Consider the following 21,235-nt stretch of genomic DNA (forward strand, 5'->3'; position numbering starts at 1 on the left):
GCGTTTGCAGAAGGAGCACACACTATGACACAACACCTGAAATCCTGTTGCTTCTGCCTGTTCTGCCTTGTTTTTCTGGTCAGTTGTCGTTTCACCAATACCGATTTCGAGCGCACTGTTACCAATGCGGGCGCTACTTTCGCGGCGGGAGCAGTTACCCTGCAATATGTGCATCAGGGAAAACTGCCGCTTCCCTATGCCCGCTCGACCTTTGAGCAATTAGTGGGGACAATTGCAGGAACCGACCAGCAGCTTGCCACCTTAGAAGGCGCTCCTCCTCTTGCTCAAATCAAACCATTACTTGCCAGCTTTCGACCTGCCTTTCAGGCTCTAAAACAGCCCTGCCTGACCAATACCTGCAACTGGCAGATACAATATCAGAGCTTGCAGACCGCCAGCAGGCTTTTTCAGGAAGCGGGGAAGTCGTGAGAAAATGGTTTGGGATCCTGCTTGGCATCATGACAGCAATGGGAGGCTTTCTTGACGCCGGAACCATCGTCACCGCTGGAGAAGCCGGAGCCCGCTTCAGCTTTGGCCTGATCTGGGTGGTACTTCTGGCAACCATTGCTGTGATCCTGCTGATCGAAATGATCGGGCGCTTTACCGCCATCTCCCAGAAAACCTATGCTGAGGCCATACGCGAGAATTTCGGCTTCCGCTTTTATCTTGTCATTCTCTGTAGCGAGATTATCGCCAGTACCCTGCTGCTCTCCGCCGAAATTGGAGGCGTTGCCGTCGCGCTCTCGCTACTGACCGGGATCTCCTGGCACTGGCTCTCCCCGCTCTCGGCTCTGCTTATCTGGCTGATTGGCTGGCGAGCCTCGTTCAGCTTTATCGAAAACGCTCCTTCGCTGCTCGGACTCACTATGCTCTCGTTTATCGCGGGTATTATTCATCTGGGCGGACCACCGCCGGAGCTGTTCCCGACGCTGTGGCGTCCAGACATCCCGGAGGGAGATTTCGCCGAATATCTCTATCTGGCCGCGGCCTCTTTTGGCGCGACTATCAGCCCTTATCTGCTCTATTTTTACTCTTCAGGAGCACGGGAAGAGCGTTGGACCAGGCACTCCTTGACGCTAAACCGTGTTACAGCGATCATTGGTATGAGTTTTGGCTGTACCGGGACACTGGCCTTAATTATACTGGGAGCGATGACCCTCAAGCCCCTGCATCTCAGTTCGGGTACAATGGGCGAACTCGGATTGACAATCGCGAAAGCCTTTGGGCCCTGGGGCGCTATCCTGTACGCAACAACGCTCTTCGCTACCTGCCTGAGCGCTGCCCTTGAGGTCAACCTTGCGGTTTCCTATAACATCGCCCAGGGATTTGGCTGGGAATGGGGCGAAAACAAAAAGCCAGTCAAGGTGGCGCGCTTCAAACTGGCGCTGATGAGTATTCTGCTGACCGCGTTCATCATCGGCAGTGTCGGAATTGATCCCCAACAACTGGCGCTGATCGGCTCGACTGTCATCGCGCTCCTGTTGCCCATTTCACTCAGTCCTTTCTTAATCCTGATGAATAACCGAGAATACCTGAAGAATTACACAAACGGGCTGGCCTTAAATATCGTGATTATCATTATTCTGGCGGTTGCATGGGTCATCGCGGTCAGTTCGCTCCCGCTGATTATTCTCAGTGGAGGTGGCTAAATGGATCAGCCAATGCAAAGCGAATATGGCGAATACTGGGACAACCTCTTGAAGCAGGAAAGAAAGCTTGCGATCCGCGATATTATCGACTCACAATTAGTGACAGAGGATGGCCTGCGTATCGGACGCGTTGCCAGCATTGAATGTCTGCTCGGAGATGATACCTCTCCTGTGCTGCTTCACCTGCTGGTCGGACCGGAGGCGCTGGCAAGTCGCATCAGTCCGCGCCTGCGAAAGTGGCTGCATTTCTTCCTGCACGGTCGGTTTGAATATAAGATACCACTCAGCGAGGTCAAGCGTTTTGGCCCAACCCTGCTATTGCATGGTCCAGCCTCCCACTATGGCCCGGGACGCTCAGAACAATGGATTGCACGCACTCTTTTTCGCTGGATTCCGGGAAGTGGCTATGAGAGTTCTGAGAATTGAAGAGGTGCTTGATAAGAGGATCGTTTCGACCGAAGGTAAACTGATCGGCCATGTGTTGGATATTCAGGTGTCGAAGCAAGCAGATAAATCAACCGAACCAACGTATACAATTACGGCGCTGCTCTGCGGCCGGTACGGCCTTCTCCATCGGTTACACGTAGCGCTGCCCTTTGCACGTCTGCTAAAAGTACGGCCCGATACGCAAATAGTGCTCTGGGAACACGTACTGCGCGTCGAGAAAAAGGCGATCATCGTCCGTAGTTTACCTGACAAGCAAAGCTACTCTGTTCCAGCAGCCCCTGAAGACGAGTGACCATTTCTGCTATGATACTTTATGACTATCTGAGAAACGAGAGGTATGCTTTTTTTCTATGAATACTGGTACGACTCGTCTCCTGTTCGTGCGGCATGGACAGACCAGAACCAGCCGCGATGGTTATTGTTGTGGCCGCACCGAAGTTCCACTGACCGAGTATGGAGTACAGCAGGCTGCCGCTCTGGCAGAACGGCTTCGCGATGAGCCTATCCACGCGCTTTATTCCAGCCCTCAGCAACGAGCCATTCAGACCGCGACTCCATTGGCCCGGATAACCGGTTTACCCCTACAACAGCGGGAGGAGCTACGCGAAATGGATTTCGGTTCCTGGGAGGACTTGCCCCGCAGCGAGCTGGCACGACGTGATCCCGACTTGCTGGCCGCCTGGGACCGCGGTTCCTGGCGCGCCTGGCCTCCTGATGGCGAAACACCACAGGCAGTGCTGGCAAGGCTTGTTCCCTGCCTGGATGAAATAGTGAAGACACATACAGGCCAGACGGTGTTGATTGTATCGCATAAAACGGTGCTTCGTCTGCTGATCGGGCATATGTTAGAGCTGAATCTGCGCAGTAGTCGCCGCCTGGAGATGGAGCCGACGGGCCTTTCAGAAGTACACCTACAGGGAGATCAGGCAACACTGGTACGCTACAACGATACTACGCATATACAACACCTGCGCGTCTGAGAAGACAGGCAGCCAGAAAACGAGGCGACCTTTCAAGCTACAGCTCAGGCATTCTCTCGACAAGGGATTGTTCGGGCAGGCGCGTCGGTCGCTTCCGCTGGCTGCTGACGATGATCTCCTTGATAAGCTTGCTCTGTTCCTCCTGGCTCAAATGCGAGGAGAGCACCAGACCAATCAGGTTCCCTCGACGCTCCTCGTCCTCATCTTCATCCACCATCTTGCTGATTCGATAAGCATAGCTATCAAGCCGCTCGTTGGCATACTTTTTCTGCGAGAAGACAAGATAGGTGATCACGCCATTGATCATGCTGCTGACCGCGGCGGCAAGCGTTTCTACCAGCGAGGAGGTTGTGCTTCCCCGCCAGATAACGAAGTTCACAATCAGCACACCTAAAGCGATAGTGGTAAATGTGGCAATAATCGCAGCAACAATGCTCACATAAAACCACAAACGGGCTTCTATATAGCAGCGCTCATATGCGATCTGTAAGGGCTTCAGGTCTTCTGCCAGGGAGAGATGTTCAACCTGCAACGTCTGTTGCGTTGATCGCTCTTTATCCGGCTGTAGATCTTTGCGCCGTCTCCACACCACCGGCATACTCTTTCCTCCCCTCCATAACTCCAAACAGAGAGCCATACGGAACCGTCACACAATCGATAGAACATTCATTCTATTTTAAGTATACAGCCTTCACATACTCTTTTACCACACGCTTATTCTCTCCACCGAGAGAACGCACAAGCAGGACTTCCTGGAGAAGCTCTTTTGTCGGTGAATCCAGCGGAATAGCCGCGATGTCCTTTACTGTTTTACATAACCAGTCGACCTGAAGCATGTCTTCTACAGTAAAATCAACTTGCTGGCAGAACGCTTTTGTCTGGCGAAAGATCAGCGCGACGGCAAGCAGGCTGAGAGCGTCAGCAATCAACAGCGTCAATAAGGTTGGAGTGAAATAGTGAAAAATGCCAGGGATCAAGATGAGTAAAGCCAGCAGCACGGAATTGATAATGACGCCGGACATCCCCACAGCACACCCGAGGAACCAGAGCCAGGTTTGACGATGATAGCGGTAGAATTTCTCGCGCAACTGCCTGGACTTGTCTTGCGCAGCCTCAGCAATACACTCAAACGCTTCTTGCCGGGGAATGACAATCCGTTTTTCCTGGCCAGGGAGGACGGAACGTTTTGTGCGCGAACGCGATTTCGCCTGCTTCATTGACTCTACAACCACCACATCTCCCCCCTCTTCTACTGCGAACGCAGCATTTGACATCCGTAAAACTTTATCTTGAGCCAGAGCCCGACGTGCGAGGATTTTGATGACTGCTTCTGGAGATTTCTGAGCGCGCAATCTCCAATACCCGGCAACCATTGCTTTTCGTTCTCCTTTCACACGCACTCCCACTAGAGTCACAACCTTTGCGCGTTGCCACAAGTGCCATTTCATCTCCTTCTATAATTTATACCATCACATTTCTCTTTCGTCAATTATCATTTGAAATAATATAGAAAAACATATATCTTTTCCATAAAAAATCTCTGCCATCTCACTCGTATAGATTGAGAGATGACAGAGAAATAGTGCAGAAAGCTAAGCGTGGGGCATCACAAAGATGGCAAGCACGAAGGCCAGCGAGAAAACAAGTCCAAACTGGAAGAGGAGCAAGGCCGTACGCTTAATGCCAATCATAAACGCCTTACGCTCCGTCGCCGTCAGCACTGCGCGCACATTCACCCATGCCAGTGGGAAGGTAATCAGCACCAGCAGGCTGAGAGGTGGCAGGAGTCCGACCAGCACAAAGAGCAGAATCGCCACATAGCTTCCGAAAAGTAGGGCTGCATGGTAGCGCTGCCCAAACTTCAGACCAAAGCGCACTGGCAGCGTCTTCTTATTCACTGCCTTATCATCCTGATAATCGCGCACATTATTCATGTTCAGAATCGCGGTTTCCAGAAAGCCGATAGGCACACTGGCAGCAAAGGCCTGCCATGACCATTCATGGATCTGCACAAAGTACGAGCCCCAGGTGACAAGAAAGCCCATCGCCAGATACACCATCACATCACCGAGACCGCGGCTGGCGAATTTGAACGGCTTTGCACTATAGAAGTAGGCAATCAGCATGCCACCCACACCAAACAGGATCACCACCGGACCGACCAGAAAGATCAGTACAACACCCAGTATGATCGCAATCACAAAGCAACCAATTGCGCCGCCAAGCACCTGACCCGCTGTCATCTCATTGCGAAAGATTACGGTCGAGGCGCCAAGCGATCCCGCATGGTCAAGCCCATAGAGATAGTCAAAGTATTCATTAAAAAAGTTTGTCCCTATCTGAAGGAACAGGCACGAGAAAAAGGTGGTCAGGAAAATCCAGAAATGGAACGTTCCTTGATACGCTGCAAATGTGGTTCCGACCAGCACCGGACTCACTGTCGCAGTCAACGTAAATGGGCGTGCTGTCTTGACCCATACTTTCCATGCGGGTGGTTTCCCGCTTGCTACTGTTGGCTGTATATCACTCATAAATTACACGATATTCCTGTTTCTGAGATAAAACCCCGGTACCAATTTCAGGGAATCCAGTATACTAAAAATAGTAAAACGAGAGCCGTGAAAAGTCAAAGGATTGGCTTACCACCCGATGAGCTTCGCCGGCTCCTTCCAGTCGGGAGCAAGGAGCGAAGGGATGCAGACCGAGTACAAAAATGGTCGGAGCTCTATGGCCTCGCCGTCGTCGCCATAGACATGGGAGAGAAAGCAGGACCCATTGAAGGCTTCTATTTCGCTCCTGCAACAAATGTCGTTTGCGCCCTTCAGCTCAAGACGGGTCTCCAGCGCTGCTGACCGAGGATATCCGGACGATAGGCAATGACGCCGTCACTTTCGACAAAGAAGAGAAGCTGGTCAAAGAGAAAGAGGCCGGGCTGAACGCTTTCCACTGGAGCATCATCTGCTCAATTATCTCGTTCTGAGCGGAAGACGGCGAGGTGATAGGCATCGTGAAAAACATCCTGCTTGATCCCGCGGCACTCCGGATAGCAGGTTTTGAACTGGGGGGCCGGGTTACGCGAAATGAAGAGCGGTCACTACCCGATGTTCAGTGCTGAACACGTCATCAGTTATGGGAGAGGGCTACTGGTTGTCCCCGACTCGGTAGCCCGGCAGCTCCAGAGGTAACGCAAGGCATCCATACCATGGAGCGCACCCAAAAAGGAAAGGGCGGGTATCTGTTCTCACTATACCCGTCCTTTTCCTTGTTTTCTGAACATTATTTCTGAAAGCGACGCAGACGCAGGGAGTTCGTCACCACCGTGACCGAAGAGAGCGCCATTGCCGCCGCCGCGAAGATCGGAGCCTGCTCGTTCAAGAAGGGAATCAGCGGTGACAGAATCATCACCGGGATCAGCACCGAGTTATAGGCGAAAGCCCAGAAGAGATTCTGCTTGATAGTGCGCATGGTCGCTTTCGAGAGCGAGAGCGCGGTTGCTACACTCTTGAGATTGCCCTTGACCAGCGTGATATCAGCAGCCTCCATCGCGATATCAGTGCCGGTTCCCATCGCGATACCGACATCAGCCTGAACCAGCGCCGGAGCGTCGTTAATGCCATCACCGGCAAAGGCGATCACCCGTCCACTTTCCTGCAAGCGCTTGACCTGATTGGCTTTATCTTCCGGCAGCACCTCGGCCAGAACACGCTCTTCAGGAATGCCGACCTGAGCTGCGATCGCTCGGGCTGTTCGCTTATTGTCGCCAGTAATCATCCAGACATCGATATTCTCTGCGTGGAGCTGTTGAATGGCGGCAGCGGAGTCCGCTTTCACCGTATCGGCCACTCCTACAACACCGACCGTCGCGCCGTCAACCGCAACCAGCATCGCCGTTTTGCCCTGCTGCTCCATGCCTTCGACCTGTGATGCGACGCTCTCATAGCTGATCTGATGCTCTTCCAGCAGGCGGCGTGTTCCGATCAGGACCGTGCGGCCCTCAACAACTGCTTTGATTCCGCGGCCGACCAGCGCCGTAAACTCTTGCGGAGCAGTCAGCGTGATTCCCCGCTCTTTCACACCCTCAACGATTGCTGCTGCCAACGGGTGCTCAGAACCCTGTTCAGCCGAAGCAGCCAGGCGCAAAATGTCCTGCTCTTTCAAGCCCATAACGGCCACAACATCGGTCAGTGACGGCTTGCCTTCCGTGATGGTTCCGGTCTTATCGAGCAGCACATTCTGAATACTCTGTGCCCGCTCCAGGCTCTCACCGCCTTTAATCAGGATGCCCTTCTCTGCCCCCTTGCCGGTACCGACGATAATCGCGGTCGGCGTTGCCAGACCAAGCGCACAGGGACAGGCCACAACCAGCACCGAAACCGCAGCCACAATCGATGAGATCACCGGATCACGCATCATCATCATTGACCCGCCGCTGAGCGAGCTCATCAGTTGCATAGTCTCTGTTTGGAAGGTTGTCAAAGCGATCAGCCAGCCAACGAAAGTGAACACCGCGATCACCAGCACTACCGGAACAAAGATGCCCGAAATGGTATCCGCGATGCGCTGAATCGGCGCTTTCGAGCCCTGCGCCTGCTCGGTCAGACGAATGATATGAGCCAGCACTGTATCAGCGCCTACCTTTGAGGCACGCATGCGCAGCAGACCGCGCTGGTTGATCGTTGCCCCAATGAGGTTATCGCCCTCCGTCTTCTCAACAGGCAGACTCTCACCGGTAATCATGGACTCATCAACAGCGGACGATCCAGTCACAACCATACCATCCACCGGAATCTTCTCACCCGGCTTCACAACCAGCAGATCGTTCACACGCACCTGTTCAACCGGGACATCGACTTCCATGCCATCACGCACCACATGAGCCACGCGCGGCTGTAAACCGGCCAGCTTCTTGATAGCCTCGCTCGTCTGCCCCCGGGCGCGCGCCTCAAGGTACTTGCCCAGAAAAATCAGCACGATAATCAGGGCCGTCGTATCATAGAAGGTCATATGGCCGACAAGCTGTGGTGCAAAGGTCGCAACCACACTCATCACATATGCTGTAGTTGAACCAAGCGACACCAGCGTATCCATATTAGCGCTGAAGTGCCGGAGATTCTTTAACGCCCCCTTGTGGAAGTCCCAACCGACAACCAGCCAGATGGGCGTTGTCAGAACCAATAACAAAATGTTTTCACCCGGGAAGCGATTCATAAAGAACATGCCCAGAATCGCTACCGGAATCGCCAGCACCACGCCCAGAATCAACAGATTGCGCTTATGGCGAATCTCACGGGCCTTGCGCTGACTATGTTCCTCTTCCTGCTTGAGCAGATCAGCCGGACTCAGGCCAGCACTCTCAACGGAAGGCTGTACGTCCTCCACTGGAGCCGCGCCATAGCCAAGCGCCTCAACCTTCTTGACCATCTGCTCTACGCCGGTTTCCTGCGCGTTATATGTCACCTGGGCCTTCTCGGTTGCCAGATTGACACTTGCATCCAGCACACCCGGGACTTTCTTTAGCCCTTTCTCAATGCGCATCGCACAAGCGGCACAGGTCATACCAGTCACATTCAACATCAGTTGTTGCTGACTCGGCGCGGCCTGTTGCTCAGGTGTGGCCTTGTAGCCAAGCGCCTCAACCTTCTTGACCATCTGCTCTACGCCGGTTTCCTGCGCGTCGTATGTCACCTGGGCCTTCTCGGTTGCCAGATTGACATTTGCATCCAGTATGCCGGGGACCTTGAGCAGCCCCTTCTCGATTCGCCGCACGCAGGCTGCACAGGTCATCCCCTCAATGTCCAGTGTTACCTTCTGCGCTCCTGCCGCTGGCTTTTGTATCTCAATGCTCATAGCAGTTTTCCTGACTTTTTGCTATTGTCTTAACCCATACCCCCTGGTAGGGGGTACAGTCCAATTATAAGTCAGGTGTCAAGCATTCGTCAAGGCTTTTTGTTTCTCTTTTTTCTCATTGCTCCCCAAAAAAGCAAAAAGGGAGGGAACCGCATCGGGCTCCCTCGTTCAGTCTCAGGCCCCATCAGATTTCCTGTGTCCCTCCGGTTGAGTAACGCGCCCGGGAGCAGGATACGGCAGCTTAAAGATCGAGTACAGGTAGTAGAGCGACGGCAGCAGGATAATTAAACCGATCAAGACCGAAATCAGCACGACCTTGATGACATTTGGCTCGTTCGCCGCCGCAGAGACCGTCAGAGCAGGCGGAACCAGATACGGATATTGCGAGAAGCCCCAGGCGCTCAACAGGAATGCCGTCGCAACAATCACCGCCAGGCGCGACAGCCGATATTGTTTCAGCCAGAGCAGCGCCGCTGTGAGCAATCCAAGCAGCATGGACACAATCACCAGCGGGATGCCATGTCCCAGCATGCCCCGCCAGAGCCCGGGCGCATAGATCGGCGAGAGCAGCAGACCAAGCAGGCCAAGCACGGCAGTAACCGCGCCCGCGATCAACGCTTTCTTACGGTAGGATTCGCAGAGAAACGCGTCCTGAGCGTCTTTCGCCTCAACTGTTAGATAGACCGCCGCCAATGCTGTGCAGAGTGCAATACCCATCAGACCAATAATGATCGCAAAGGGAGAGAGCCAGGGAGAAACATTCGCCGCGTTTGGCTTTCCGCTCGGGTCAAGCAGATGACCGCTGGCAACCGCTGCGGCACTGGCTCCCAGAAAAAACGGAGTCAGGGCGCTGGCAATATTAAAAACCTTCCACCACACATTTGCGAACAGGCTACTCGTATCCGGCGCATAATAGCGAAAAATGAATGCCGCACCACGTAAGACGATACCGAGTAAGGCCAGCAACAGCGGAAAGAAAAGCGCAACACACAGGATAGCGAATCCCTTTGGAAAGAGAGTAAACAAGCCGACCACCAGAAAGATCAGCCAGACATGGTTTGCTTCCCAGACAGGCCCAAGCGCATGATTGATAAATTCATGCTGGCGCTCCGCATTCCTGCCCGTGAATATTCCCAGTACGCCAGCTCCAAAGTCGGCGCCCCCCAACACGGTATAGGTAATTAAGGCCAACCAGAGAACGATCAGGGCCAGCAATGCAACATCCATCCAACTACACCCCCGCTTTCTCTACTGGCTGCTCCTGGCCCGGCATTCCAACCTGTGGCATTGGAGAACGAGCAACCCAGAGTAGCAACCCGATCAACGCCACAGCCAGCAGAATATAGACCAGCGAGAACACCAGAAAACTGATAGTTACCCAGGGAGCCGGTGTAGCGGCATCTGCCGTACGGAGAAAACCAACGATTGTCCAGGGTTGCCGTCCAAGCTCGGTCACCATCCAACCGGTTTCGATGGCAAGAAAAGCCAGCGGCCCGGCAATCACAACCCCCCAGAGCAACACACGGTTGAGCGGAATTCGCCGCTTGATCGCCGTGGAGATCCAGAAAACAGCCGCAACCAGCAATCCGAAGAAACCACAGCCAACCATCACATCAAACGAAAGATGCACCAGCGGGATATTCGGCCAGTCAGAGGGAGCAAACTGATCCAGGCCCTTCAAAGGCGCGTTTGGATCGCCCTTTGCCAGCACGCTTAACAGCTTTGGCAGCTCAATACCGTAGTGCACCGTCCGATTGTCAGGGTCGACCAGACCCCCGATCGTGATCGGCAGGCCATTGCCGGAGTGAAAGACCGCCTCCATCGCCGCAAACTTGGTCGGCTGTGCATCAGAAAGGAAGCGAGCATTGAAGTCACCGCTGATAATCTGCAAGGGGGTGGCGATCACAGCCATCAACATGCCGATCATCAAACCTTTGCGATGATAGTTGTCTCGTTTGCCGCGCAGAATACCCCAGGCATAGACAGCCGCCACTGCGAACCCGGTTGCTACATAACAGGCCAGCATCATGTGAATGGTTTCATAAGGCGTGCTTGGATTCAGCATGGCTTGAATGGGATCAATATCAACCGGCCTTCCATTCTTTAAAACGAAGCCCGTCGGCGTATTCATCCATGCATTCGCACTGACCACAAACCAGGCCGAGACCAGCGCACTGATCCAAACCGGAAAAGAACAGAGCCAGTGGGCACGCGGAGAAAGCCGATTCCAGCCATACAGGTAGAGACCAAGAAAGATAGCTTCCAGAAAGAAGGCAAATCCTTCCAGCATAAAAGGATATCCGATCACCCCGCCGCCAAAATCCATAAACGTTGGCCACAGAAGCCCGAGTTCAAACGAGAGAATGGTACCGGATACAGCGCCAATCGCAAACAGAATGGCGGCTCCCTTTGACCAACGGCGAGTCAGTAACATCCAGTCTCGATTCTTCGTTTTAAGCGCCAGACCCTCGGCTATGCAGAATAGAAGAGGCAGTCCGACCCCGAGAGCCGAAAAGATAATATGGAATGCCAGGGACGTTCCCATCTGGGCACGTGCAGCGAGCAGGTCTGACATACGAAATTCACCTCTACTCCTTCTAAAATTGAGGAACTGACTTCTTCTCTCCCCTCCGCACCACGGCGCCACCCGAATCACCCTTTCCTTATGCTACACGTGTCCAGAGCGAGTATTCGTTACACGCCGCATTTATGTCAACAACAACAATGCGCGCAGAATACCGGGAAGCAGATCAAAACGACATCGCGCGCAAATCGGGCCAACCGTAGGCAACCTCATGCAATGAAAAGCCGTTATCTTCCACCATCATTTCTCTAACCAGTATGCCTCCAAGCGCCTCATAGAAGCGCCGTGCCGGATTGGTGGCAAGCACCCAGATCAGCATACTCTCCATACCATGCGCGAGGAAATCTGCTACCAGCACCCTCACCAATGTGCGTCCGAGCCCCTGCCTCTGCGCTTCCTGTAACAGATAAAGGCAATATACTTCGGCGGCATAGCCGGGATCATCGCTCCGTAACGGTCCGCCGTTCGCAAAGCCCACAAGCCGCCCTTGTTTATCCTCCGCCACATAGACCAGCGCATCGGGCTGCTGCAACACATGTTCCCAGGTTCGCTGACGCCGCTCTAACGTACGCTGCGCGATATATTCGGCGGGCATCAACCCCTGATAGGTGGTCTGCCAGCTCTCAGTGTGAACGAAAGCAATGCCATGCGCGTCTTCAGTTCGCGCCGGACGAATGGTAACAACCATCTACGCACACTCCTGTCACTATGGTATAATCTGCCTTGATTTGAAAAATTCTATTCTGGTTCTATTCGCAGGAGGAGCAAACGCGGTGTCTCAAAGCCAGGCGCAAAAGATCATCAAAAGCCTGAAAGGGCTCGACAAGCAATTACAGCCAGATGAACAGCCTCTGCTTGATATTCCCGGTATCTGGGATAATGGCAAAGAGAAGCGTAGCGAGGCGGGAGACGTTGTGCTCACCAACCAGCGCGTTTTTGGCTTTTATTACCGCAGTTTCCCGCGAGAATATCTCTTCCTTGATGCTATTCCGCTTGCCTCCATCAAACGAGTAACGCTCCGTCAGAAGAGCTTTGAGCCGTTGTTCCGTGAATTAAGTATCAGCGATGGAGAACGAACTGTCTATGTGCGCTCCTCCCGTGCCAAAATTGAAGAATTGTACCGGGCACTTCGTTCCGCCATTGAAGAGCATGCCCCGACAGCCAGTGAGGCCTTTGAGCAGCCGCAAACCACAGAGGAGAGACGCGAGGCCCCAAGCTATGAGCGTCAGGAGGTCAGTGCTAAATTTGACACCTCCCCGCTGGCGATTACGCTCCTTTTCGCAGGCGGCATCTTACTTGAGGTCATCGGTGTCATTCTCTGGAGTTTTACCGGTAGTCCGCAGGCAGGCCTCTCGCTCTGTTTTGCAGGATTTATTGCCGTAATCACCGCTATTTTCGTCCAGCGACAACGTGCCCGCTAGCTCCTTGCACCACCAGGATAACACCTCCTCCTTTCCTGCAACAAACAGCCCACCCGAGTATGGCTCTGGAAGTGGGACACTTCCTCTTTTCTTCCAACCAGCGCTTCTGATTCCGCTTCGGAGTGATCTTCATGGATATAAGAAAATACCCCTCTTCCTTCTCCACAAACGCCGGGAAAGAAAAAGGCAGAGTTATTCCCATCTTCGCGCGTTAGCTAGCAACGTTGACACGTTCTTTTTCAGACAGGTACAATAGTATAACCGAAGGAAACAACGCGGTTTCCTTGTCTCCCACGTCCTACATCAACAATAGACGAGGCGCAGAAACGATGAAGATTATTGTCTGTATAAAACAGGTGCCTGACCCAAATACCACGGTCAGTAAACTGGACCCGAACACCAAACGACTCGTACGCACAGGCGTATCCCTCATTCTCGATCCTGGCGACGAGAGTACTATTTCCGCGGCAATCAAACTTCGTGACACCATTGGTAACAGCGAATTAATCGCGTTGAGCATGGGGCCCGCCTCCGCTCAGGAAGGCATGCGCCGCGCCCTGGCTATGGGCTGCGACCGCGCCATTCTGGTCACAGATGACGCGCTGGCAGGTTCTGACGCGCTGGCAACGGCTCGCGTCCTCTCCTCCGTCATCCAAAAAGAGGGGGCGGATCTGGTGTTCTGCTCGACCGAGAGTACCGATGGCTATACCGGCATGGTACCCGGTGGAATCGCGGAGTTTCTGGGCATTCCTCAGCTCACCTTTGCCCGCGAAATCAAGGTAGAAGGCACGAAAGCCGTCATCAAACGCGTGATTCCGTCCGGTTATCAAACCGTTGAATGTCAGTTGCCCGCTGTCGTCACCATCGCCAGTGGCTCGTTTGAGGCTATTTACCCGACCATGAAGGGTATTATGAGTGCAAAGCGCAAGCCATTCAGTCAGTTGAAGCTGGCGGATCTGGGTCTTGACGCGGCGCAGGTAGGTGAGCAGGGAGCCCGCGAGAAAATTCTGAGCATTGGTCAGGTCGAGGCCCGTGCGGCAGGACAGATTATCAAGGACGATGGCACTGCGGCTCAGCAGATCGCTGACTTTTTGCAGCGGTACCAGTTGCTTTAGGAACCAGCGAAAGGAGAATAGCAGATGGCACACACAATCTGGGTTCTGATCGAACTCGAAAATGGAAAGCCCGCCCGCTCTTCGCTGGAAGTGCTCGGGAAAGCTGCAAAACTGGGCCGTGCAGAAGCGATCGTGCTTGGTGCAGCCGCAGCAGAGATCGCTCCGGAACTTGGGCAGTACGGAGCTGAGAAGGTCTATGTCCACGCCGATGAAACCTATGACACATATCTGACCCTGCCCGCCGTTGAGACAGTCAGTAATCTTCTCAAGCAGCATCAGCCCGATCTACTCTTGCTGGCAACCACCTATAACCTGCGCGATATCGCTGCACGCCTGATGGTTCGCAACAATATCGGCCTGATTACCGACGCCACTGATCTGAACTTCGAGAATGATGGCCTGAAGGTCACTGTGCCCTGGGGTGGTGAGAATCTTGTCACCGCGACTCATCCCTATCAGGGAACCGGTATTGTGCTGGTCCGTCCGAAGGCCTTCGCACTGGAGCGCTACGAAGGGCGCACCGCTGAAGTTGAGACGCTCACGACCACAATCAGCACCGAAGCCCAGGCGATCAAGGTCATCGATACGGTCGAGGTTGCCAGTGAAGGACCAGCCCTCGAAGATGCCGCAGTGATTGTCAGTGGCGGTCGTGGCCTGGGTAAAGCCGAGAATTATCATCTGGTTGAAGAGCTGGCGGCAGCACTTGGAGGCGCTCCCGGAGCAACACGCGCCATTGTCGATGCTGGCTGGCTCCCCTATAGCTATCAGATCGGCCAGACGGGAAAGACCGTCAAGCCAACGCTTTATATTGCAGCGGGCATCAGCGGCGCGATTCAACATCTCTCAGGAATGAAAGGCTCAAAGTTTATCGTTGCCATAAACAAAGACGAGAATGCGCCTATCTTCTCAGTGGCAGATTTTGGCGTGGTTGGCGATGCGCTGACCATTCTGCCCCAACTGACAGAGGAAGTGAAGAAACGCAAAGCGTAGTCGCTTCTGTGACAATGCGGGTGCCTTTCCAGAGAGAAAGGTACCCTCTACAAGCACTTTTTACCCACGTCACCAACGATGCTGACGCGTTCCCCGCTTTCGGGGTGGTCGCCAGGCGTCGTGAAGAGAGTTCTTGAAAAAGAGGACTGAGCGCTTTTGTACGGGCGACCGATGCTCTCGCGAAAGCATTCCGAAAACCGCCCGTCCGAAGTCTAGACGGAGGTTCCATACCATGACGCCCCCACCGATTTCACCTACCGGGGGTTGGCTCGGCACCGCCCTGTTTCTTGTCGTACTGGTTGCAGCCCTGGGGCTCTTTGCCTGGCGAGCCGGCGAGCTGGTTATGCTGCTGGTAAAAGCGCGTCCAGAAAACCGCTTCGACCGCATCGATGACCGAATCGGCTCGATCTTTCAAGGCGTTCTCGGGCAGAGCGGTGTATTGCGCGACCCTATCCCTGGAATAGCACACTTCTTTACCTTCTGGGGCTTTATCGTGATCCAGATCGGGTTGCTGGATCTCATACTGAATGCATTCAATCTCTCGCTGCCATTCGTCGGTGAGAGTCATGTGTTCGCCTGGATTCTTGATAGCTTCCTCGTTCTGGTATTCGCGGCCCTGGTCATCTTTGCTATCCGGCGCGCAGTGTTTCATCCCAAACAACTGCAAAGCTTCCTGCATGGCCCCTGGGATGGCTATATCATTCTAGGGTTGATCTTTCTGGTTATCTTGACCCTTGCCCTGGTCGAGGGCTTCGAGTATAGCGCCACACACGGTACGGCCTGGACCCCACTCGGTGAGTTTTTCTACCCGCTGTTCCGTCTGGCCGGAGATCAGGCCAGTATCAACGCCTATCGCTTTCTCTGGTGGGTTCATGTCCTGATCGTGCTTGCCTTCCTGATCTATTTGCCACGCTCCAAGCACCTGCACCTGCTGGCAACACCGTTTAACGTCTTCTTCCAGAGCTATAAACCGAAGGGCGCACTCCCGCCGATCGAGAATCTGGAAGAGCGAGAGGATTATGGCGTCTCGAAGGTGGAGCAATTCACCTGGAAACAGCTCCTCGATGGCTATGCCTGTACGGAGTGTGGTCGCTGTAACACGGTCTGCCCTGCCACCAATACCGGCAAGCCTCTCTACCCGAAAGAGATCATTCTAGGCGTCAAAGAGGCTCTCTTTGTCCGCAGCGGTGAGATCCTGGGCCGCGAGACGATCTACGACAAATATGGAACCGCTGCCGTGAAGGAAGATCAGACGGCAGATGAGCAGGCAGCTCATCATAAACCAATGGTTGGCGGTATCATCTCAAAAGAGGCGCTCTGGGCCTGTACGACCTGTATGGCCTGTATGGAGATCTGCCCGGTCTCGATCGAGCATGTGCCCAAAATCGTTGACATGCGCCGCAGCCTCGTGATGGAGGAAAGCGAGTTCCCGCAAGAGGTTACTTCCCTCTTTAACAATATCGAGCGCAACGGCAATCCCTGGGAGATCAGTAACGACAAACGCGCCGAGTGGGCCGCTGGCCTGGATATTCCGCTGCTCTCTGAGAATCCCGATGCCGATGTACTTTACTGGGTTGGCTGTATGGGCTCATTCGATGAGCGCAACAAGAAGGTGGCAACCTCGGTTGCAAAGGTGCTCAAAGCCGCAAAGGTCAACTTTGCTATTCTTGGCCCTGAAGAAAGCTGTACGGGCGACCCCGCACGCCGCATCGGCCACGAATATCTGTGGTATATGCAAGCGCAACAGAACGTGGAGACGCTCAATAGCTACGGCTTCAATCAGTCGCTGCCACCCGCAGACGAGCACGCAGGCCCTCCCAAACATCGCACGATTATTACCGCCTGCCCCCACTGCTTCAACACCATCAAGCATGAGTACCCGCAGGTCGGTGGTGATTACGATGTGGTCCACCATACCGTGTTCATCAATAAGCTGGTAGAAGATGGCAAGCTTGAGCTTCCTGAGGGTTTTGATAAGCGCAAGCTCACCTATCATGACCCCTGCTATGTCGGTCGCTACAATGATGTGTACGATGAGCCGCGCCGCGTGTTGACTGTACTGAACAATAATGGCATCGTTGAGATGCAGCGCAACCGCAATCGGAGCTTCTGCTGTGGCGGCGGTGGCGGGCGAGCCTGGATGGAGGAAAAGATAGGCAAGCGCATCAACCAGACCCGCGTGAACGAGGCCCTGGACACCAAAGCCGAGGTGCTGGCTGCTGCCTGTCCTTTCTGTATCACTATGTTTGAGGATGGCATCAAAGGCGTTGAGGCTGAGGAGAAGCTTCAGGTTGAGGATATCTCGGAGATTCTGGTTCAAGCAATCGACCAGAAAGAGACATCCAACAGAAGACCTGCTACCATCTAGAGCCAGATAGCCCAAAGACGAACAGAAACAATAGAAAGCCGCCGGGACGTCCCTGCTCCGGCGGCTTTCTGCTTCCCCATGTTGAGCGGCTAGTTACGAACAGAAACAAAGGATTATGCTTCTTGTCCGGTTCGTGTATCGCTTTCAGTATCCAGTATACGGGAAGCCACTTCCACTGCCCTTTGCTCAGAATTACAGCCGAATTCACGTCAGACGAACGCGCATATGGTCTTTTTTCGCCCGGATTCTATCTCCTCTTCAAAATTGTCTTATGTAAGATTTGCCGAAGGCTAGAAAAACGCTACTTCCTTGCAGACGGATTATAGGACTGAACCTGATGCTCGATTTCAGCATAGAGCTCTTCTAGCGAGATCCCGAGCTGCTGTGTGGAAATCAGCAGCTCACGCACAGCCTCGCTCAGTCGTTGCTGCCGCTCCTCCAGGGGCAGCACGGGCGGCACAGATACAACTCTCGCTCGTTTTCCCACAGAAAGCTCGATCCAACCTTCTTCCTTGAGTTCCCGATATGCTCGCACGACTGTATTAGGAGCCAGACCCAGATCTCGGGCGAATTGACGAACAGGTGGAAGCTTCTCTCCGGCCCGCATGCTGCCCGATGCTATCACCCTTCTCAATTGCTCTTTGAGTTGCTCATAGGGTGCGACTGAACTATCATGATGAATGACGAGAAGTGGCAATGAGTCCATCATCAATTACTCCTTTTTGCTTCCATCCGTCAGCCGACCACCAAGCCCTCTACGAAAGAGATGCACAAAGAGACAACTGACAGGTAACAGAACCAGTGAGATCAACCAGGTTGCCACCCCTATCACGCTGAGCCAATCCGGCACGGTTATCCCTTCACTCTGCACCAGCAAACGCCATTGTGCTGCCAACAGGCCCGAGAGAAGCAGGAACTCCTGTCCAGTCAGAGCAGCGATCAAGCGATGCCGCAACCAGTCATCCAGACGGCGAGATTGCTGTGGATCAGGCGTCAGATTCAAACGAGCCCCACGCACAATCAAGGAGATCAGGAGCTCAACCAGCCCCACAAGAAGCAGCATCCCGGCAGGGATCAGCACCAGGCCCCAGCCGTACAATGGCACATGCCAGAACCCCCGCATTCAGCTCTGCTCCTGACTTCAAATAGGGCAGATAGAGCACTGTGAGCAAGATCGTATAGACGATCAGAGCCCCAATGAGCAGAGGGAACAGCACTGAACGGATATCGGTTACCTTTCGCCGATGCAGATCACTATAGGCAACAGCCGAGCGGCTCAATTTGCGTACGCGTATGATTCCGACAAGCACCCCGACACCATATCCACCCCCCATAAACAGGACAAGTTCCAGATAGAGTAGTTCCGAGTATAGCATCTGTTCAGACTTCCATGCCAGCATGAGAAGAGCCAGCGCCATGCAGAGCCAGCCAGCCCAAACCATAGTGAAGAGAAAATGGCCTGCCATATCTCAGTTACCCGTCTCATAAGCACCTGCATGGAATACTGCCCTTGTGGAAGATTCCATTCCTCTAGCTCCTGTTTTTAGAGAGAACTGCATCTGAGGAGTAAATCATGTACGTAATCCCATAAAGAGGGCAATGATACTGCCAATCAGGAATATACCGGCTATGAGAAAAAGATTCACAGACATACTTCTTTCTCCATTGAAGCTATCAAACCTGTTGTACAACGTAAAACCGTATCAATAGGTTAAGACAGTTGAAAGGGAAGAAGATCAAATCCTGGCAGGTTGAGGCTTGCGAAAAGCAAAACCTATCGTCACTGGCGTTTTCACATGCTGTCAGGCTATGTTAGAATATACTCCATAAGATAACTGCATGATTCTCAAGCATAACACTGGAATATCAAATAAAGGACGTAAAAGCACATGCCCGGCTTCCCTATAGTAGAGGTTATCATCATCTTTGTCTTGATACTGGCAAACGGTTTCTTCGCCGCCTCCGAAATTGCAATCGTTTCGGCGCGGCGCAGTCGTCTGCAACAACAGGCAAACGCAGGGAAGAAGAGCGCTGAGGAGGCGCTTAACCTTGCAGAAGACCCGGACCGTTTCCTTGCAACCGTTCAGGTGGGTATCACGTTGATCAGTACGCTCTCCGCGGCTTATGGAGGCGCGAGTATCAGTGATTGGTTATCTCGCTGGTTGGTTCAGGTGTTCCCATCCACGAAACCATATGCCGCCCCGATTTCCCTCGGCATTGTTGTTGTACTGATTACCTACTTCTCGCTGCTGATCGGTGAGCTGGTTCCCAAACGTATCGCCCTGCAATCGGCCGAAAAAATCGCCACCATTGCAGCCCCAATTATGCGCCGCCTCTCGATTATCGCCAGCCCAATTGTTGCCTTCCTGACAGTGACAGCTAACATTGTACTGCGCCTGGTCGGTCAGCAGACAGCGCGTAAGCAGGAGATCACCGAAGAGGATATTGTATACCTCGCACGTGAGGGAGCAGAGATCGGAACCGTTGAGAGCCGCGAAGAAGAGTTCATCAATCGCGTGTTTCGCTTCACTGATCGCTCGGTCGGCTCAGTAAAGGTACCACGCACAGAGATCGTTGCCGTTGAGGTTGGTACGCCTTTTGACTCCGTGATTGAAACCTTCCTCAGTTCGGGCTATACGCGCCTGCCGCTCTATGAAGAGACGCTCGATAACATTGTCGGCGTACTGTATGCAAAAGACCTGCTGCGAGCCCGCTCAAAGGATGAACCGGTTGATCTGGTCAAGCTGGCGCGTCCGCCCTTCTTTATCTCAGAATATCAGCACGTTGATGATCTGCTCCAAACCTTCCGCAGCAAAGGCATCCATCTGGCAATTGTCATCGATGAGTACAGTCAGGTAACCGGTCTGGTAACGCTTGAAGACCTGCTTGAAGAGCTGGTTGGCGAGATTCAGGATGAGTATGACCAGCCAGAAGAAAGCGGTTTTGTTCAGCGTGAAGATGGCAGTTGGCTTGTGGATGCAATGATCGATCAAGAACTTGTGAGGAAAAAGTTCAATATGCCCCCCGTGCCCGATGAGAAGGTCGAGTACAAGACACTGGCTGGCATGATCCTTACCCATATGGGGAAAATCCCGGCGGTGGGCGATAAACTGACCATCGATAATATCTCAATCGAAATTATGGATATGGACGGACGCCGCATCGACAAAGTATTGATTCGTCAGACGGCTCCCGAGGCCACAGACAAACAGCCAACCTCATAACCGAAAGGTTCCCGCAAGAGATATGTTTGCGGGAACCGCTTTCGTCAGTCTGTCTCGAACCAGAGGCGCTGCATCTCACTGCTCTGTGTCAGTAGCTCTTCCAGCGTTCCTTCAGCCTCAATTTGCCCAGCCTTCAGCACCAGAATATGATCAGCGCGACGCAAGGCAGGTTGTTTGTGCTTGCTCAAAAAGCCGCTCCCATAATGTCTGCTCCGTCTCGACATCCAGCGCACTTGAGAGATCATCAAAGACGAGCAACTCAGCATCTCGCACAAACATACGAGCCGCTCGCTGGATCTGGCCCCCTGATAGCTTGACACCTCTCACCCCAACAGGGGTCGCCAGCCCGGTTTCAAGGCCAACAACATCATGCTCCATCACCGCCGCGTGAACCGCCCGTTTTAGACGATCCTGCTCTAGCGGCGGGCCAAGAAGAATATTATCTTGTTCGGTAAAAGGGGAAAACAGGGATCAAAAACAGACAACGATCTACAGAGACTGAAGAGGGGAAAGATCTCATCCAGGAAAAAGCAAAAAAGCCCCTTCCAGCGTAATTCTTTTTCAGGGGAAGACGAAAAAACCAATTGCATCGGTCAGTATACTATACAGC

General features: G+C 53.4%; 21 protein-coding genes and 1 pseudogene. 10 read left to right on the plus strand and 12 right to left on the minus strand.

Translation table 11 applies throughout. The annotated features are described in order from the left end of the window. Positions 1-24: 24 nt before the first annotated feature. Genes EI42_RS02780 through EI42_RS02800 form a run of 5 tightly spaced genes read left to right on the plus strand, consistent with a single transcriptional unit; the run spans position 25 to position 3,076 of the window. On the plus strand, positions 25-429 hold the full coding sequence (locus EI42_RS02780) for a hypothetical protein (RefSeq protein WP_111318581.1): 405 nt from the start codon (positions 25-27) through the stop codon (positions 427-429). Continuing rightward, on the plus strand, positions 426-1,649 hold the full coding sequence (locus EI42_RS02785) for an NRAMP family divalent metal transporter (RefSeq protein ID WP_111318583.1): 1,224 nt from the start codon (positions 426-428) through the stop codon (positions 1,647-1,649). Before EI42_RS02780 ends, EI42_RS02785 begins: the two co-directional genes overlap by 4 nt. Next, positions 1,650-2,075: a PRC-barrel domain-containing protein gene (locus EI42_RS02790; RefSeq protein ID WP_111318585.1), complete on the plus strand. Its 426-nt coding sequence runs from the start codon at positions 1,650-1,652 to the stop codon at positions 2,073-2,075. Further along, entirely contained in the window at positions 2,056-2,388 is a 333-nt protein-coding gene (locus EI42_RS02795) for a PRC-barrel domain-containing protein (RefSeq protein WP_111318587.1), read from the plus strand. Before EI42_RS02790 ends, EI42_RS02795 begins: the two co-directional genes overlap by 20 nt. A gap of 58 nt (positions 2,389-2,446) precedes the next feature. Beyond that, a complete protein-coding gene (locus EI42_RS02800) occupies positions 2,447-3,076 on the plus strand; it encodes a histidine phosphatase family protein (RefSeq protein ID WP_111318589.1) in 630 nt (209 codons plus the stop codon). A 37-nt stretch (positions 3,077-3,113) separates the two neighbouring features. On the opposite strand, the gene EI42_RS02805 is transcribed toward EI42_RS02800, so the two are convergent. The 8 genes from EI42_RS02805 to EI42_RS02835 all read right to left on the minus strand — a co-directional run bounded on the left by EI42_RS02805 (position 3,114) and on the right by EI42_RS02835 (position 12,195). Beyond that, complete coding sequence (locus EI42_RS02805; protein WP_111318591.1) at positions 3,114-3,674, minus strand: hypothetical protein; 561 nt, start codon at positions 3,672-3,674, stop codon at positions 3,114-3,116. Between the two features lie 73 nt (positions 3,675-3,747). After that, positions 3,748-4,524 carry a hypothetical protein gene (locus EI42_RS02810; protein WP_137686100.1) on the minus strand — a complete coding sequence of 259 codons (777 nt, stop codon included), beginning with the start codon at positions 4,522-4,524 and terminating at the stop codon, positions 3,748-3,750. 144 nt (positions 4,525-4,668) lie between these two features. Next, the gene (gene menA / locus EI42_RS02815; protein WP_111318595.1) at positions 4,669-5,607 is read right to left on the minus strand and encodes a 1,4-dihydroxy-2-naphthoate octaprenyltransferase; all 939 of its coding nucleotides are present in this window, start codon (positions 5,605-5,607) and stop codon (positions 4,669-4,671) included. Between the two features lie 290 nt (positions 5,608-5,897). Then, the gene (locus EI42_RS34220; protein WP_281278935.1) at positions 5,898-6,023 is read right to left on the minus strand and encodes a hypothetical protein; all 126 of its coding nucleotides are present in this window, start codon (positions 6,021-6,023) and stop codon (positions 5,898-5,900) included. 329 nt (positions 6,024-6,352) lie between these two features. Beyond that, complete coding sequence (locus EI42_RS02820; RefSeq protein WP_111318597.1) at positions 6,353-8,923, minus strand: heavy metal translocating P-type ATPase; 2,571 nt, start codon at positions 8,921-8,923, stop codon at positions 6,353-6,355. Positions 8,924-9,097: 174 nt separating this feature from the next. Next, positions 9,098-10,150 (minus strand): cytochrome d ubiquinol oxidase subunit II, encoded by a 1,053-nt coding sequence (locus EI42_RS02825; protein WP_111318599.1) that lies wholly within the window; start codon positions 10,148-10,150, stop codon positions 9,098-9,100. Between the two features lie 4 nt (positions 10,151-10,154). Continuing rightward, complete coding sequence (locus EI42_RS02830) at positions 10,155-11,498, minus strand: cytochrome ubiquinol oxidase subunit I (protein ID WP_111318601.1); 1,344 nt, start codon at positions 11,496-11,498, stop codon at positions 10,155-10,157. 175 nt (positions 11,499-11,673) lie between these two features. Then, positions 11,674-12,195 (minus strand): GNAT family N-acetyltransferase, encoded by a 522-nt coding sequence (locus EI42_RS02835; RefSeq protein WP_111318603.1) that lies wholly within the window; start codon positions 12,193-12,195, stop codon positions 11,674-11,676. 85 nt (positions 12,196-12,280) lie between these two features. On the opposite strand from EI42_RS02835, the gene EI42_RS02840 reads away from it, so the two are divergent. The 4 genes from EI42_RS02840 (at position 12,281) to EI42_RS02855 (ending at position 17,401) form a co-directional block, all read left to right on the plus strand. After that, a complete protein-coding gene (locus EI42_RS02840; RefSeq protein ID WP_111318605.1) occupies positions 12,281-12,928 on the plus strand; it encodes a 6TM ABC transporter family protein in 648 nt (215 codons plus the stop codon). A 329-nt stretch (positions 12,929-13,257) separates the two neighbouring features. Then, entirely contained in the window at positions 13,258-14,043 is a 786-nt protein-coding gene (locus tag EI42_RS02845) for an electron transfer flavoprotein subunit beta/FixA family protein (RefSeq protein ID WP_111318607.1), read from the plus strand. 24 nt (positions 14,044-14,067) lie between these two features. After that, positions 14,068-15,033 carry an electron transfer flavoprotein subunit alpha/FixB family protein gene (locus EI42_RS02850; RefSeq protein WP_111318609.1) on the plus strand — a complete coding sequence of 322 codons (966 nt, stop codon included), beginning with the start codon at positions 14,068-14,070 and terminating at the stop codon, positions 15,031-15,033. A gap of 232 nt (positions 15,034-15,265) precedes the next feature. Further along, a complete protein-coding gene (locus tag EI42_RS02855; protein WP_111318611.1) occupies positions 15,266-17,401 on the plus strand; it encodes a 4Fe-4S dicluster domain-containing protein in 2,136 nt (711 codons plus the stop codon). A 301-nt stretch (positions 17,402-17,702) separates the two neighbouring features. On the opposite strand, the gene EI42_RS02860 is transcribed toward EI42_RS02855, so the two are convergent. From EI42_RS02860 to EI42_RS02870, 3 genes are read right to left on the minus strand one after another with little or no spacing between them, the layout of a single operon-like run. After that, positions 17,703-18,110, minus strand: coding sequence for a GntR family transcriptional regulator (locus tag EI42_RS02860; protein ID WP_111318613.1), 408 nt, complete (start codon positions 18,108-18,110; stop codon positions 17,703-17,705). A gap of 3 nt (positions 18,111-18,113) precedes the next feature. Further along, positions 18,114-18,506: a hypothetical protein gene (locus EI42_RS02865; protein ID WP_211326001.1), complete on the minus strand. Its 393-nt coding sequence runs from the start codon at positions 18,504-18,506 to the stop codon at positions 18,114-18,116. Then, positions 18,439-18,843 carry a hypothetical protein gene (locus EI42_RS02870; protein ID WP_211326002.1) on the minus strand — a complete coding sequence of 135 codons (405 nt, stop codon included), beginning with the start codon at positions 18,841-18,843 and terminating at the stop codon, positions 18,439-18,441. Before EI42_RS02870 ends, EI42_RS02865 begins: the two co-directional genes overlap by 68 nt. A 447-nt stretch (positions 18,844-19,290) precedes the next feature. Between EI42_RS02870 and EI42_RS02875 the strand changes: the two genes are divergently transcribed. Further along, a complete protein-coding gene (locus EI42_RS02875; protein WP_111318619.1) occupies positions 19,291-20,625 on the plus strand; it encodes a hemolysin family protein in 1,335 nt (444 codons plus the stop codon). A gap of 44 nt (positions 20,626-20,669) precedes the next feature. On the opposite strand, the pseudogene EI42_RS34605 reads toward EI42_RS02875, so the two are convergent. After that, positions 20,670-21,078: pseudogene (locus EI42_RS34605) on the minus strand (ABC transporter ATP-binding protein); the annotation flags it as partial. Between the last annotated feature and the right edge of the window lie 157 nt (positions 21,079-21,235).

This window comes from Thermosporothrix hazakensis (assembly GCF_003253565.1).
Classification (GTDB): Bacteria; Chloroflexota; Ktedonobacteria; order Ktedonobacterales; family Ktedonobacteraceae; genus Thermosporothrix; species Thermosporothrix hazakensis.

Coding starts and splice junctions, on each gene's coding strand:
- EI42_RS02780 (WP_111318581.1), top strand. CDS start 25: ATGACACAACACCTGAAATCCTGTTGCTTCTGCCTGTTCTGCCTTGTT.
- EI42_RS02805 (WP_111318591.1), bottom strand. CDS start 3,674: ATGCCGGTGGTGTGGAGACGGCGCAAAGATCTACAGCCGGATAAAGAG.
- EI42_RS02870 (WP_211326002.1), bottom strand. CDS start 18,843: ATGGTTTGGGCTGGCTGGCTCTGCATGGCGCTGGCTCTTCTCATGCTG.
- EI42_RS02820 (WP_111318597.1), bottom strand. CDS start 8,923: ATGAGCATTGAGATACAAAAGCCAGCGGCAGGAGCGCAGAAGGTAACA.
- EI42_RS02825 (WP_111318599.1), bottom strand. CDS start 10,150: ATGGATGTTGCATTGCTGGCCCTGATCGTTCTCTGGTTGGCCTTAATT.
- EI42_RS02790 (WP_111318585.1), top strand. CDS start 1,650: ATGGATCAGCCAATGCAAAGCGAATATGGCGAATACTGGGACAACCTC.
- EI42_RS02795 (WP_111318587.1), top strand. CDS start 2,056: ATGAGAGTTCTGAGAATTGAAGAGGTGCTTGATAAGAGGATCGTTTCG.
- EI42_RS02810 (WP_137686100.1), bottom strand. CDS start 4,524: ATGAAATGGCACTTGTGGCAACGCGCAAAGGTTGTGACTCTAGTGGGA.
- EI42_RS02860 (WP_111318613.1), bottom strand. CDS start 18,110: ATGATGGACTCATTGCCACTTCTCGTCATTCATCATGATAGTTCAGTC.
- EI42_RS02835 (WP_111318603.1), bottom strand. CDS start 12,195: ATGGTTGTTACCATTCGTCCGGCGCGAACTGAAGACGCGCATGGCATT.
- EI42_RS02855 (WP_111318611.1), top strand. CDS start 15,266: ATGACGCCCCCACCGATTTCACCTACCGGGGGTTGGCTCGGCACCGCC.
- menA (WP_111318595.1), bottom strand. CDS start 5,607: ATGAGTGATATACAGCCAACAGTAGCAAGCGGGAAACCACCCGCATGG.
- EI42_RS02850 (WP_111318609.1), top strand. CDS start 14,068: ATGGCACACACAATCTGGGTTCTGATCGAACTCGAAAATGGAAAGCCC.
- EI42_RS02875 (WP_111318619.1), top strand. CDS start 19,291: ATGCCCGGCTTCCCTATAGTAGAGGTTATCATCATCTTTGTCTTGATA.
- EI42_RS02830 (WP_111318601.1), bottom strand. CDS start 11,498: ATGTCAGACCTGCTCGCTGCACGTGCCCAGATGGGAACGTCCCTGGCA.
- EI42_RS02845 (WP_111318607.1), top strand. CDS start 13,258: ATGAAGATTATTGTCTGTATAAAACAGGTGCCTGACCCAAATACCACG.
- EI42_RS02800 (WP_111318589.1), top strand. CDS start 2,447: ATGAATACTGGTACGACTCGTCTCCTGTTCGTGCGGCATGGACAGACC.